This is a genomic window from Pseudomonas sp. RHF3.3-3, assembly GCF_048069595.1.
Taxonomy (GTDB): domain Bacteria; phylum Pseudomonadota; class Gammaproteobacteria; order Pseudomonadales; family Pseudomonadaceae; genus Aquipseudomonas; species Aquipseudomonas fuscovaginae_B.
Genome location: NZ_CP182250.1, coordinates 5,035,484 through 5,049,659 on the forward strand (window position 1 = coordinate 5,035,484; position 14,176 = coordinate 5,049,659).

10 protein-coding genes are annotated in these 14,176 nt (G+C 64.2%); 8 read left to right on the top strand and 2 right to left on the bottom strand.

The genetic code is table 11. The features are described 5' to 3' along the window. Positions 1–27 precede the first annotated feature (27 nt). From ACMGT0_RS22080 to ACMGT0_RS22100, 5 genes are all read left to right on the top strand, one after another. The gene (locus tag ACMGT0_RS22080; RefSeq protein WP_054060328.1) at positions 28–927 is read left to right on the top strand and encodes a hydroxymethylglutaryl-CoA lyase; all 900 of its coding nucleotides are present in this window, start codon (positions 28–30) and stop codon (positions 925–927) included. 670 nt (positions 928–1,597) lie between these two features. Further along, positions 1,598–2,761 carry an isovaleryl-CoA dehydrogenase gene (locus ACMGT0_RS22085; RefSeq protein ID WP_416769784.1) on the top strand — a complete coding sequence of 388 codons (1,164 nt, stop codon included), beginning with the start codon at positions 1,598–1,600 and terminating at the stop codon, positions 2,759–2,761. 11 nt (positions 2,762–2,772) lie between these two features. Next, positions 2,773–4,380 carry a carboxyl transferase domain-containing protein gene (locus tag ACMGT0_RS22090; protein ID WP_054062825.1) on the top strand — a complete coding sequence of 536 codons (1,608 nt, stop codon included), beginning with the start codon at positions 2,773–2,775 and terminating at the stop codon, positions 4,378–4,380. Between the two features lie 185 nt (positions 4,381–4,565). After that, a complete protein-coding gene (locus ACMGT0_RS22095) occupies positions 4,566–5,378 on the top strand; it encodes a gamma-carboxygeranoyl-CoA hydratase (RefSeq protein ID WP_416769787.1) in 813 nt (270 codons plus the stop codon). After that, entirely contained in the window at positions 5,378–7,321 is a 1,944-nt protein-coding gene (locus tag ACMGT0_RS22100; protein WP_416769789.1) for an acetyl/propionyl/methylcrotonyl-CoA carboxylase subunit alpha, read from the top strand. Before ACMGT0_RS22095 ends, ACMGT0_RS22100 begins: the two co-directional genes overlap by 1 nt. A gap of 134 nt (positions 7,322–7,455) precedes the next feature. On the opposite strand, the gene ACMGT0_RS22105 is transcribed toward ACMGT0_RS22100, so the two are convergent. Then, positions 7,456–8,112, bottom strand: coding sequence for a LexA family protein (locus ACMGT0_RS22105; protein WP_054060333.1), 657 nt, complete (start codon positions 8,110–8,112; stop codon positions 7,456–7,458). A gap of 129 nt (positions 8,113–8,241) precedes the next feature. Here ACMGT0_RS22105 and ACMGT0_RS22110 point away from each other — a divergent pair, with 129 nt between their 5' ends. From ACMGT0_RS22110 to ACMGT0_RS22120, 3 genes are all read left to right on the top strand, one after another. After that, entirely contained in the window at positions 8,242–8,610 is a 369-nt protein-coding gene (locus ACMGT0_RS22110) for a DUF6124 family protein (RefSeq protein WP_054062827.1), read from the top strand. 552 nt (positions 8,611–9,162) lie between these two features. After that, entirely contained in the window at positions 9,163–10,314 is a 1,152-nt protein-coding gene (locus ACMGT0_RS22115; RefSeq protein WP_054062828.1) for a M14 family metallopeptidase, read from the top strand. A 132-nt stretch (positions 10,315–10,446) separates the two neighbouring features. Then, positions 10,447–11,598 (top strand): MFS transporter, encoded by a 1,152-nt coding sequence (locus tag ACMGT0_RS22120; RefSeq protein ID WP_416769792.1) that lies wholly within the window; start codon positions 10,447–10,449, stop codon positions 11,596–11,598. A 57-nt stretch (positions 11,599–11,655) separates the two neighbouring features. Here the strand turns inward: ACMGT0_RS22120 and ACMGT0_RS22125 are convergent, their stop codons facing one another. Then, the gene (locus ACMGT0_RS22125; RefSeq protein ID WP_416773534.1) at positions 11,656–14,070 is read right to left on the bottom strand and encodes a TonB-dependent siderophore receptor; all 2,415 of its coding nucleotides are present in this window, start codon (positions 14,068–14,070) and stop codon (positions 11,656–11,658) included. Positions 14,071–14,176: the final 106 nt, after the last annotated feature.

Sequence of the window (14,176 nt, forward strand, 5' to 3'; positions counted from 1 at the left end):
CCACCACATTCCAGAAGGTACCCGTCCATGTCCCTACCCACCCACGTACGCCTGGTCGAAGTCGGTCCCCGCGACGGCCTGCAGAACGAAGCCCAGCCCATCAGCGTCGCCGACAAGGTGCGCCTGGTCGACCGCCTCACCGATGCCGGCCTGGACTACATCGAAGTCGGCAGTTTCGTCTCGCCCAAATGGGTACCACAGATGGCCGGCTCCGCCGAGGTCTTCGCCGGCATCCAGCGCAAGCCCGGCGTCACCTATGCCGCCCTGGCGCCGAACCTGCGCGGTTTCGAGGATGCCGTGGCCGCCGGGGTCAAGGAGGTGGCCGTGTTCGCCGCCGCATCCGAGGCCTTCTCCCAACGCAACATCAACTGCTCCATCAGCGAAAGCCTTGAGCGCTTCACGCCGATCATGGACGCCGCCCGCCAGCACGGCGTGACCGTGCGCGGCTACGTCTCCTGCGTGCTGGGCTGTCCGTACGAAGGCGCGGTGGCCGCCGAGCAGGTCGCCGCGGTCGCCCGCGAGCTGTATGCCATGGGCTGCTACGAAGTGTCCCTGGGCGACACCATCGGCACCGGCACACCCGGCGCGACCCGCCGGATGTTCGAAGTGGTGTCCGCCAGCGTCCCGCGGGAAAAGCTCGCCGGACATTTCCACGACACCTACGGTCAGGCCATGGCCAACCTCTACGCCAGCCTGCTCGAAGGCATCCAGGTGTTCGACAGCTCCATCGCGGGCCTCGGCGGTTGCCCCTATGCCAAGGGCGCCAGCGGTAACGTCGCCACCGAAGACGTGCTCTACATGCTAGACGGCCTGGGTATCGGCACCGGGGTCGACCTCGACCGGCTGCTGCTGGCCGGCCAGGAGATCTGCGCGGTACTGGGCCGTGCGACCGGTTCGCGGGTCGCCAGGGCGCGGCAGGCGGGCTGAGTGTGTCAGGGTGTTACCGGCTGGAAACACAAACGAGTAACACGGAAACAGATTCGGCGATTTTGCCGACGGACGATTGTCCTACAAAACAATCAAGCCATTGATTTTAAAGGATTTTAAAAAGTTGGCACGCCACCTGCTATATCTCTGGCACAACAAGAACAAAAAAGCAGCGAACCCATAAAAATAAGACGTATCGGCTCTGACATAACAAGAACAACACGGCAGAGACGCAGCTAACAGATTCTTTTGAAGTCGGTGTGCTTTCAGGGAACCTCCGGGTCACCCGCAACCGGGCAGAGAACAATAAAACTACCTCAAGGTAGCGCCCGAACTGGTTGGATCTCCTGATAGGGCAGATCAGCGCTCAAAAAAATATGTTTGCTCTTTGACCCCGGATGGGGGTCGCCAAAAACAGCGGTCCAGGGCCACGGTCGACAAAAACAACAACAGGCCGCCCCTCAATAACAAGAAAAGAGCACGCAAACGCATTCAAGGGGAGCTTCGGCTCCCCTTCGTGTTTCTGCCATTTGCCCCCCTGCTCGCAACCCACTCCCGCCTGCCCCCTCCCCGCTCGTCATCCTGGCTCGATTGACAGTCAACGCCATCAGGTTTACGTTAACGTAAAGGTAAGCAAAACGCACAACTCCCCATAACAAAAGGCGACCCCATGAGCTATCCGACCCTGAACTTCGACCTCGGCGAAACCCTCGACATGCTCCGTGATCAGGTGCAGGGCTTCGTCGCCCAGGAACTGGCGCCGCGGGCCGCGCAGATCGACACGGACAACCTGTTTCCCGCCGACATGTGGCGCAAGTTCGGCGACATGGGTCTGCTGGGTATCACCGTAGCAGAGGAATACGGCGGTGCCGGCCTGGGTTACCTGGCCCACGTGGTGGCGATGGAAGAAATCAGCCGCGGTTCGGCCTCGGTCGCCCTCTCCTACGGCGCCCACTCCAACCTGTGTGTCAACCAGATCAACCGCAACGGCAATCACGCGCAGAAAACCAGGTACCTGCCCAAGCTGATCAGCGGCGAACATGTCGGCGCCCTGGCCATGAGCGAGCCCAACGCCGGTTCCGACGTGGTATCGATGAAACTGCGCGCCGACAGGCGCGGCGACCATTTCGCGCTCAACGGCAGCAAGACCTGGATCACCAACGGTCCCGACGCCAACACCTACGTGATCTACGCCAAGACCGACCTGGAAAAGGGACCCCACGGCATCACCGCGTTCATCGTCGAACGCGACTGGAAGGGCTTCAGCCGCAGCAACAAGTTCGACAAGCTGGGCATGCGTGGCTCCAACACCTGCGAGCTGTTCTTCGATGACGTCGAAGTCCCCGAGGAAAACATCCTCGGTACCCTCAACGGCGGCGTGAAGGTGCTGATGAGCGGCCTGGACTACGAGCGCGTGGTACTGGCCGGCGGCCCGACCGGGATCATGCAGGCCTGCATGGACCTGGTGCTGCCCTACATCCACGACCGCAAGCAGTTCGGCCAGAGCATCGGTGAGTTCCAGCTGATCCAGGGCAAGGTCGCCGACATGTACACCCAGCTCAATGCCAGCCGCGCCTACCTGTATGCCGTGGCCCGCGCCTGCGAGCGCGGCGAGACCGCACGCAAGGACGCCGCCGGGGTGATCCTCTACACCGCCGAACGGGCAACCCAGATGGCCCTCGAGGCGATCCAGATCCTCGGTGGCAACGGCTACATCAACGAATTCCCTGCCGGCCGCCTGCTGCGTGACGCCAAGCTCTATGAAATCGGTGCCGGCACCAGCGAAATCCGCCGGATGCTGATCGGCCGCGAACTGTTCAACGAAACCCGCTGAGGGGCGCGCACATGGCAATCCTGCACACGCAACTCAACCCGCGCTCGGCCGAGTTCGCCGATAACCGCGCGGTCATGCTCGAACAGGTCGACGCCCTGCGCACGCTGCTCGCCCAGGTCCGCCAGGGTGGCGGGCCGAAGGCCCAGGAACGGCACACCTCACGCGGCAAACTGCTGCCCCGCGAGCGGATCAACCGCCTGCTCGACCCCGGCTCGCCGTTTCTGGAAATCAGCCAACTGGCGGCCCACGAGGTGTATGGCGAAGACGTCCCGGCCGCCGGAGTGATCGCCGGCATCGGCCGTGTCGAAGGGGTCGAGTGCATGATCGTGGCCAACGATGCCACGGTCAAAGGCGGCTCCTATTACCCGCTGACGGTGAAGAAACACCTGCGTGCCCAGGCCATCGCCCAGCAGAACCGTCTGCCATGCATCTACCTGGTGGACTCCGGCGGTGCCAACCTGCCACGCCAGGACGAAGTGTTCCCGGACCGCGAACACTTCGGGCGGATCTTCTTCAACCAGGCCAACATGAGTGCCCTGGGCATCCCGCAGATCGCCGTGGTCATGGGTTCCTGCACCGCCGGCGGCGCCTACGTGCCGGCGATGGCGGACGAAACCATCATGGTCCGCCAGCAGGCGACCATCTTTCTCGCCGGCCCGCCACTTGTGAAGGCCGCCACCGGTGAGGTGGTGAGCGCCGAGGACCTTGGCGGCGCCGACGTGCACTGCAAGGTCTCCGGTGTGGCCGACCACTATGCCGACAGCGACGAACATGCCCTGGCCCTGGCCCGACGCAGCGTCGCCAACCTCAACTGGCGCAAGCTCGGCGAACTGCAGCAGCGCGCGCCGATCGCGCCGAACTACCCGGCCGACGAGCTGTACGGGGTGATTCCGGCCGATGCCAAGCAACCGTTCGACGTGCGCGAGGTGATCGCCCGGCTGGTGGACGGCTCGGTGCTCGACGAGTTCAAGGCGCTGTTCGGCACCACCCTGGTCTGCGGCTTCGCCCACCTGCACGGCTACCCGGTGGCGATCCTGGCGAACAACGGCATACTCTTCGCCGAAGCCGCGCAGAAAGGCGCGCACTTCATCGAACTGGCCTGCCAGCGCGGCATCCCGCTGCTGTTCCTGCAGAACATCACCGGCTTCATGGTCGGCCAGAAATACGAGGCCGGCGGCATCGCCAAGCACGGCGCCAAGCTGGTCACCGCGGTGGCCTGCGCCAGGGTGCCGAAGTTCACCGTGATCATCGGCGGCAGCTTCGGCGCCGGCAACTATGGCATGTGCGGCCGGGCCTACGATCCACGCTTTCTGTGGATGTGGCCGAACGCGCGAATCGGTGTGATGGGTGCCGAACAGGCGGCGGGCGTGCTGGTACAGGTCAAGCGCGAACAGAGCGGGCGCAGCGGCCAGGCCTTCACGGCGCAGCAGGAGGCCGAGATCAGGCAACCGATCCTCGACCAGTACGAGCACCAGGGCCACCCCTACTACTCCAGCGCCCGCCTGTGGGATGACGGCGTGATCGATCCGGCACAGACGCGCGACATCCTCGGCCTGGCCCTCTCGGCGGCGCTCAATGCACCGATCGAGCCGAGCCGGTTCGGTGTGTTCCGCATGTAGGCCTGAATGCCTCCGAACCCTACATGTCCGGAGACTTGACACAACCCGGTAGGAGCCGGGCTTACCCGCGAAGCTTTTAGCGATCTCCCGGGTCTATTCGCAGGCAAGCCCGGCTCCTACAAAAGCGTGTGACGGCAGTCGCCCCCTAAACAAGGCTGCAGCCACGCAGCACAGGACCCATCACCATGACCGACTTCAACACCCTGGAACTGCAAACCGACCCCCGCGGCTTCGCCACCCTCTGGCTCAACCGCGAAGCCAGGAACAATGCGTTCAACGCCGAAATGATCCGCGAACTGATCCTCGCCCTGGACCAGGTCCAGGCCAACGCCAGCCTGCGCTTCCTGCTGCTGCGAGCCCGCGGCCGGCACTTCAGCGCCGGCGCGGACCTGGCCTGGATGCAGCAATCGGCCGAGCTGGACTACCACACCAACCTCGACGATGCCCGCGAACTGGCGGAACTGATGTACAACCTCGCCCGCCTGAAAATCCCCACCCTTGCCGTGGTGCAGGGCGCGGCCTATGGCGGCGCCCTGGGCCTGATCAGTTGCTGTGACATGGCCATCGGTGCCGAGGATGCGCAGTTCTGCCTGTCGGAAGTGCGCATCGGCCTGGCCCCGGCGGTGATCAGCCCGTTCGTGGTCCAGGCCATCGGCGAACGCGCCACCCGCCGCTACGCCCTCACCGCCGAACGCTTCAGTGGCCTGCGCGCCCGCGAACTCGGTCTGTTGGCCGAGTGCTATCCGGCTGGCGAACTGGACCAGCAGGTCGGGACCTGGGTCGACAACCTGCTGCAAAACAGCCCGCAGGCGATGCGGGTGAGCAAGGACCTGCTGCGCGAAGTCGGCAGTGGTGCCCTCACCCCGTCCCTGCGCCGCTACTGCGAAAATGCGATTGCCCGCATCCGCGTCAGCCCCGAGGGCCAGGAGGGCCTGCGCGCCTTTCTGCAAAAGCGCCCCCCGGCCTGGCAGAGCGGATCTACCAAGGAGTCCAATTGATGAGTGCCCCCGTGATCACCACCCTGCTGGTCGCCAACCGGGGCGAAATCGCCTGCCGGGTGATGCGTACCGCCAAGGCCATGGGCCTGACCACCGTCGCCGTGCACAGTGCCATCGACCGTGACGCCCGCCACAGCCGCGAAGCCGATATCCGCGTCGACCTGGGCGGCAGCAAGGCCGCCGAAAGCTACCTGCGGATCGACAAGTTGATCGCCGCCGCCCAGGCCAGTGGTGCCCAGGCGATTCACCCCGGCTATGGTTTCCTCTCGGAAAACGCCGACTTCGCCCGCGCCGTCGAAGCCGCCGGGCTGGTCTTGCTCGGCCCCCCTGCCACGGCCATCGACGCCATGGGCAGCAAGTCCGCCGCCAAGGCGCTGATGGAAACCGCCGGCGTGCCACTGGTTCCCGGCTACCACGGCGAAGCCCAGGACCTGGAAACCTTCCGCGAGGCCGCCGCGCGCATCGGCTACCCGGTGCTGCTCAAGGCCACCGCCGGTGGTGGTGGCAAGGGCATGAAAGTGGTCGAGGAGCCCGGCCAACTGGCCGAAGCCCTGGCCTCGGCGCAACGCGAAGCGCAATCGTCGTTCGGCGACTCGCGGATGCTGGTGGAAAAGTACCTGCTCAAGCCACGCCACGTGGAAATCCAGGTGTTCGCCGACCGTCACGGCAATTGCCTGTACCTCAACGAACGCGACTGCTCGATCCAGCGCCGCCACCAGAAGGTCGTCGAGGAAGCCCCCGCACCCGGCCTCAGCCCGGCGTTGCGCCAGGCCATGGGAGAAGCCGCGGTTCGCGCCGCACAGGCCATCGGCTACGTCGGTGCCGGCACCGTGGAATTCCTGCTGGATTCACGCGGCGAGTTCTTCTTCATGGAGATGAATACCCGCCTGCAGGTCGAGCACCCGGTCACCGAAGCCATCACCGGCCTCGACCTGGTGGCCTGGCAGATCCGCGTGGCCAGCGGCGAAGTCCTGCCGATCAGCCAGCAGGACGTACCGCTGCTGGGCCATGCCATCGAAGTGCGACTGTATGCCGAAGACCCGGGCAACGACTTCCTCCCGGCCACCGGCCGCCTGGAGGTCTACCGTGAATCGGCGGCCGGACCGGGCCGCCGCGTCGACAGCGGCGTAGCCGAGGGCGACAGTATCTCGCCGTTCTACGACCCGATGCTGGGCAAGCTGATCGCCTGGGGCGAAAGCCGCGAGCAGGCGCGCCTGCGTCTGCTGGCGATGCTCGATGAATTCGCGGTTGGCGGGCTCAAGAGCAACGTCGCGTTCCTGCGGCGGATCATCGGTCACCCGGCGTTTGCCGCGGCGGAACTGGATACCGGCTTCATCCCTCGTTACCAGGAGCAACTGCTGCCGCCAGCAGAGCCATTGAGCGACGAGTTCTGGCAGGTGGCGGCCCGGGCCTGGGTCCTGAGCCTGCCCGAGACCCGCCGCGAGGACGACCTGGCCTCGCCCTGGTCCGGGCGCAACGGTTTGCGCGCCGGGCTGCCGAGCGAAACCGTGGTGCACCTGAGCTGCCGCAACGAGGATCGGGCGGTGACGCTGACAGAGGACTTGGCCATCACCTTGCAGGGCGAAACACTGTCCATCGAGCACCAGGGCGTACGCCAGCGTCATCGGCTGATTCGCCAGGGCACCGAGTTGTACCTGCAGTGGCAGGGTGAACTGCTGGCGATCAGCGCGTTCGACCCGATCGCTGCGGTCGAGGCCAGCCACGGCCACCAGGGCGGCCTCACGGCGCCGATGAATGGCAGTATCGTGCGGATCCTGGTGGAGGTCGGCCAGGCGGTCGAGGCGGGTACGCAATTGGTGGTGCTCGAAGCCATGAAGATGGAACACAGCATCCGCGCGCCCCAGGCCGGAGTGATCAAGGCGCTGTATTGCCAGGAAGGCGAGATGGTTGCCGAGGGCAGTGCGCTGGTGGAGCTGGAATAAGGCACCTACCCAACACATACGCCAACCCTGTAGGAGCGTGGCTTGCCCGCGAAGCTTTTAGCGAGCTTTCGGGCCCATTCGCGGGCAAGCCCTGCTCCTACAGAAGTAACCGCCTGAAGATCCGTGTAAAACCATCAGAACTTCGCTGTTGCCTGTACGACTACACCGATAATGCTGTAGTCGTCGGTAAACAGGATTTTCGGATACGTCGGATTCAACGGCTTCAGGTAATCCTGGCCCCCCTCCTGCACCCACTGCCGGAAGATCGCTTCCTCACTGTCGCGCAGTCGGGCCACCACCAACTTGCCCGGTTCGGCCTGCAGATCAGGGTCCACCAGGATCAGCATGCCTTCCGGCACGCTGATGCCCAGCGGCGCGGTCATCGCATCACCCGCCACCTTCAGCCAGAACGCCGCGCCCGAGGCGTAGTGATCGGCCACTTCGTAGTACTGCGCGACCTCGTCGTCGGTCCCCGGCTCACGGGTCCTCACCACCGAGCGCCAGTCACTGACCGGGTAGCGGAACGCCGACGTGGTGTCGTAGGCCTGCCCATCACGCTCGGCAGGCAACTGTACCGCCACCGAACGGTCGCGGATCACCAGCGCGACTTCCAGATGCCCAAGCCCCAGGGCCAGGAACACCTTGTTCATGGTTTCCAGGTCCGGCTGGCGGCGCTTGTTCAACCAATGACCGACACCGCCCTGGGATACCCCAACGCGTTCTCCGAGTTTTTCTTGCGTGAGGTCAAGCTCGCGCAGCTTGGCTCTCACCAGTGCAATCCATTTATCCATGGACGGCACAATACGGGCTGTACTCGGGGGATCAATACACAAAATGTATTATATCCAACAAGCGAATGAGTACAGTTGGTACTAATCTGCACCTGCTGTTTCGAATTCCCCCTCAAAGGCAGGCTCTCCATGACTTCCAGCACCAAGACCAAGACCGAGATCGACACCACGCCCCCCTACGATTCGCTCAGGGACGGGCCCGCGGCCCGACGGGCGCTCGACTATTATTTGAAACCAACCGTTTCAAGCTCGATTGCCGAGGGCAATCCGCGCCGTGTCTGTGAAGACCGGCTGTTCGCCGTACGCCACAACCTCAGCGCCGAAGAGGCGATGATCTATGCCTCCGACCTGCTGCGCTGCGCCGCCGCCACCGCGTATGAAGCAGCCGACGCCCTGCAGGGCTCTTCCCGCGATCTGGCCTTTTCGGTGGTGCACATGATCGACATGGCCAAAGCCATGGTCGACCGCGCCATGAATGTGCAATACCCGGCGCCATAACGCGCGTGCACGGTAACGACGGCCGATACAGGGCCGATGACAGAGGAACATCGAAGTCTGGAGAGAGGGCTGGAAAAATAATTTCCAGAAGAGACAGAAAAACATTTGACTTGCAAATGATAATGATTATTATTGCAAGCAACTGGTCGCGAGATCAGTCGATAAACCTGGAGACCTTAGGTCGGACTCCTGGATTATCTCCTCATCAGGCTAATCACGGTTTTTGACCCGGCTTTTTGCCGGGTCTTTTTTTGCACCCGTTTTACGGGTTCGGCTTCAGGCTAATGAAGACTGGGGCGCTGCCATCTTGATGGGGCAGTCGCGATGGCGCGCATAATAGCAAAGGACCATCAGCCAATGAAAGACCGCCAGCCCCGACAATCGATCGGAAAAAAACCTGAAGTACTTGAGAATCAATATCATAAACACTACCCTGACCCAGCGTCAGGGACGACGCCCCCTTCCCCCGCATCAAATCCGACATGCCTCGGCCAATAGCCGCTTGCCGTGTACAGTAGCAACCACAAGACATCATATTCAGGTACACAGACTATGACCGTGGTTCTGCCCTCACTCAAAATCAGCAGTGACTTCGACAGTGGCAACATCCAGGTGCTGGACGCCAGCAACCCGCAACACCTGCTGCTGGCCATCGAGCCGGACACCCGCAGCCAGCACTTCCAGTGGTTCCACTTCAAGGTCGAGGGCCTGCAACCTGGCCAGTCCTATACCTTCGAACTGACCAACGCCAGCCAGTCCTCCTACAACAAGGCCTGGACCGGCTATCGCGCCGCCGCCTCCCACGATCACCAGGACTGGTTTCGTACCGACACGCGCTTCGACGGCGAAAGCCTGCACATCCAGTTCCAGGCGAAACAGCCACAGGCCTGGTTCGCCTACTTCGAACCCTACAGCCGCGAGCGGCATGACAGGCTGGTCGAACAGGCCCTGACCCATGCCGGCAGCGAACTGCTGGCCATCGGCAAGAGCGCCGAAGGCCGGGACATCCAGCTGCTGCGCAAGGGCAACGGCGACGCGGGCAAGCGCAAGGTCTGGCTGATCGCCCAGCAGCACCCCGGCGAACACATGGCCGAATGGTTCATGGAGGGCGTGATCGAACGCCTGCAGAACCGCGACGATTCAGAGATGAACGCCCTGCTGGACGCCGCCGACCTGTACCTGGTGCCGAACATGAATCCGGACGGCGCATTCCACGGCCACCTGCGCACCAACGCCATGGGCCAGGACCTCAACCGCGCGTGGCAGAACGCCAGCCCGGAAATCAGCCCGGAAGTGTTCTTCGTCCAGCAGCAGATGGCCCAGTATGGCGTGGACCTGTTTCTCGACATTCACGGCGATGAAGAGATTCCCTATGTGTTCACCGCCGGCTGCGAGGGCAACCCGGGCTACACCCCACGGATCGCCGAGCTGGAACAGCATTTTCGTAGCCACCTGAGTGCCCTCACCCGGGACTTCCAGACCACCCACGGCTACACCCGCGACCTGCCCGGCGAAGCCAACATGACCCTGGCCTGCAACAGCGTCGGCCAGCAATACGACTGCCTGTCGCTGACCCTGGAAATGCCTTTCAAGGACAACGACGACGCCCCGGACGCCCGTACCGGCTGGTCGGGCAAACGCTCGGCACAACTGGGCAAGGATGTGCTGAGCAGCATCGCCGATATCGTCGGGCGCCTGCGCTAGCGCTGGAACTGTTTACCTGGCGCGGCCATCGAACTCTGGAAGCCGCCCTTGCGGGAGCCGGCCTGCCGACTCCCGCAAAAGGCCACAGCAAGAGAGCCCATCGTGGGCCGCCGTACCGGACAAGGATTGCTCATGACTGCCCTCACCTCCCACGCCCCTACCCGACCGGGGCGCCTGGAACAGATGTCGACCCGCATCGCCTTCTTCATCGCCGGCTTCGGCGTCGCCGCCTGGGCCCCGCTGGTGCCCTATGCCAAGGCCCGCACCGGGCTCGACGAAGGTACCCTCGGCCTGCTGCTGTTGTGCCTCGGCGTCGGTTCGATCATCGCCATGCCGCTGGCCGGTGCCCTGGCCGGGCGCTTCGGCTGCCGCCGCGTGCTGACCATCGGCACGTTGCTGATCTGCGCCGCCCTGCCGCTGCTGGCGACCGTCAGCTCGGTGCCCTGGCTGGTGATCAGCCTGTTCCTGTTCGGCGCCGGGCTCGGCACGGTGGACTCTACCGTCAACCTGCAGGCGGTGATCGTCGAGCGGGCCAGCGGCAAGACCATGATGTCGGGCTTTCATGGCCTGTTCAGTCTCGGCGGCATCGCCGGTGCGGCCGGGGTCAGCGCCCTGCTCGGCCTGGGCCTGTCACCGCTGGGCGCCATCGGCGTGGTCATCCTGTTCCTGCTGCTGTCGCTGCTCAAGGCCGCCCCTCACCTGCTGCCCTATGGCAGTGAGAGCACTGGCCCGGCCTTCGCCGTACCCCACGGCGTGGTACTGTTCATCGGCCTGCTGTGCTTTATCGTGTTCCTCGCCGAGGGGGCGATGCTGGACTGGAGCGCGGTGTTCCTCAGCGCCGAGCGCCAGGTACCGGACGCCTATGCCGGGCTCGGCTATGCCGCCTTCGCCCTGACCATGACGCTCGGCCGGCTGACCGGCGATGCCATCGTCCGGCGCCTGGGGGCGAAACGGGTGATCGTGCTGGGCGGCATCACCGCGGCCGCCGGACTGGCCCTGGCCACCCTGACCCCGGCCTGGGAAGCGGCGCTGGTCGGTTATGCCCTGGTCGGTGCCGGCTGTTCGAACATCGTGCCGGTGCTGTACACCGCCGTGGGCAAGCAGAAGGTCATGCCGGAAAGTATCGCCGTGCCGGCGATCACCACCCTGGGCTATGCGGGAATCCTGGCGGGGCCGGCAGCGATCGGCTTCATCGCCCACGCCAGCAGCCTGAACCTGGCGTTCCTGCTGATTGCGCTGATGCTGGTGGGCGTGGCGATCAGCGGCAGGATCCTGCGGGTCTGAAGTTTTCCTATCCTGTAGGGCAGCGCCTCCCGGGCTTCGACCCGGGAGGCGAACCGGTCAGAAGCCGACGCTCGCTTGCACGAAGAACGTCCTTGGCTCACCCGCGTAGATCCCCGCGTTATTGTCGCTGGAGCGGGTGAAGTAGCGCTGGTCGAACACGTTGCGCACTCCCGCCCCCAGCTTCAGGTTCGACAACTGTGCACCGAAGTCATACGCCCCACGCACGTCCCAGGTCATGTAGCCGGGAATGTTGCCGTACTGTCCGTCAGCGGTCGGCTGGGTGATGTAGTTGCCGTTGAAGCTGCCGTCGGCATTGGTGCCGGTCCCCGGTGCACGCTGGGCCGACTGGGCGAAACCGTCGAGGTTGTAGGTCCAGCGGTTGATCGCATAACGCAGTCCGAGGTTGAGCACCTGGCGTGAATACAGCGGCAGGTCACGATCCTTGAACCCTGGAATGTCGCCCTGGGAGGTCGCCTTGGTGTAGGTGTAGCCGGCATTCGCGGTCAGGCCGTCGAGTGCCGGGTTCAGCGCCGACAGATCGTAGTGCACGGACGTCTCGATCCCCTGGTGCCTGGTCGCCCCCAGGTTGGTCCAGCCCACATCGTTGCTGACGTACTGCAGCTCATCGGCGAAGTCGATGTAGAACAGCGTCACCTCTCCCCCCCAGATGCCGCTGTCATAACGTGTGCCCAGCTCGTAGGTCTTGGCCTTTTCCGGCCGCAGGCCATTGGCGGTACTGTCGCCGTTGCCGCCCTGGGCCACCTGGAAGTACTGCAGGCTGCCGAACGAGGTCTCGTAGTTGGCGAACAGCTTCCACGCATCGGAGAGGTGGTACATCACGCTCAGCGCCGGCAGCGGCTCGTTGCTCTCGACACCGCGGTTCTTCTCCTGGACCCGCACGCCGTTCGTGCCCGGCACCGGACGATCATGCCAGTCGGTGTTGATCCGCTCGAAACGGATACCCGGGGTGATGGTCCACTTGCCCACGTCGATCTTGTCGTCGATGTAGAAGGCATTGGCCTCGGTGCCACCGGTACGGTCCTGGTAGATATGGCCGTCGGACGTCGGGGTCACGGTCGGTACGTTGTTGACCAGCGCCAGCCGGCTGGTCGACTCGTGCATCGCTTCGCGCAGGTAGCGGTAGCCGACGCTGACTTCCTGGCTGGTCTCGCCCAGTTCGAACACCCGCGAGGCCCGTGGCTCGACGCCAAGGGTGTAGTAGCTGCGCGGGAAGGAACCGAGGGTCTTCTGGTCACGGGCAGCGATGTTGCTGCCACGGAAACTGTCGGTGTAGTAGGTCAGCACCTCGACCTGGGTCTGGTCATCCACCTGCCGCTTGTACTTGAAGGAGATGTCCTTGCGCCGACCGGTGAAATTGTCATGGTCGCGCACGGACTGGTACGGCTTGGCATCATACTGTTGCTGGGTCAGGCCGCCGGGCATGTCCGCGTTGGCATCGTAGTAGTGCAGGTTCAGCGAAAAATCGTCGACATCGGTCGGCGCCCAGTGGGTCTTGAGCAGCACGTCGTTGATGTCGTTGCCGTTGTTGCTCTCGCGGTAGCCCTGGCCTTTCACCCCGGAATACAGCAAGGCTGCGCCGAAACCATTATCGGCGGTACCGCCGAGGAACGCCGTGTCCAGGTGCTTGACGCCACCGTAGCGGGTGGTTTCCAGGGTGGTGCCGACTTCGCCGGAGAATTTCTGCGGGATCGCCCGGGTCACGAAGTTGATCACCCCGCCGACGTTCTGCGGTCCGTAGCGCACGGAGCCGGCCCCTCGCACCACATCGATGCTGTCCAGGTTGCCGACCGAAACCGGCGCCATCGACAGCTGTGGCTGGCCATACGGCGCGAAGGCCGCCGGTACGCCATCGATCAGCACGGTGGAGCGTGGCGACAGCCGTGAAGTCAGGCCGCGCACACCGACATTGAGGGAAATGTCGCTGCCACCGGTGCCGTTGTTTTCCTGCACCTGCACGCCGGGCACGGTCTTGAGCGCGTCCTTCACGTTCATCGCGCCCTGCTCGATCATTGCCTGGCGGCGGACCACGGTGCGCGCGCCCGGATGGTTCTGCACGATCGCCTGGTCGGCGTCACCGAGCCAGTCACCCACCACCTTGACGTCCAGCGGTGCCAGTTCCAGCGAGCCGCTGGCGGCCGGAGTGGCCGGACGCAGGGTCACCGAACCGTCCTGCAGGTCGTAGTCCAGGCCGCTGCCGCGCAAGAGCACGTTCAGCGCCTCCTCCGGCGACAGGTTGCCGTCCACCGCAGGGGCCTGCTTGCCGGCCACCAGTTGCGGATTGAAGAACACTTGCAAAGAGGTCTGCTGACCCAACTGGCTCAAGGCCGACGCCAGCGGCTGGGCCTGGATATGAATGGCGGTATCGGCCCGGGCCGCCTGGCTCAGGGTCGCCACGCCGGTCACCGCCAGCACCAGGGCCAGGGCCTGGGAGCTGGGCAGTGCACTACGGATCGCCTGGTAAAGCGCGTTGGGTTTATTGTTGTTCACGTCTGACCTTGTCCTGTTGTTCGCCAATAGATGCGAGCGTTAATGCAAACCAGTTGCAGTTGGACAGAAG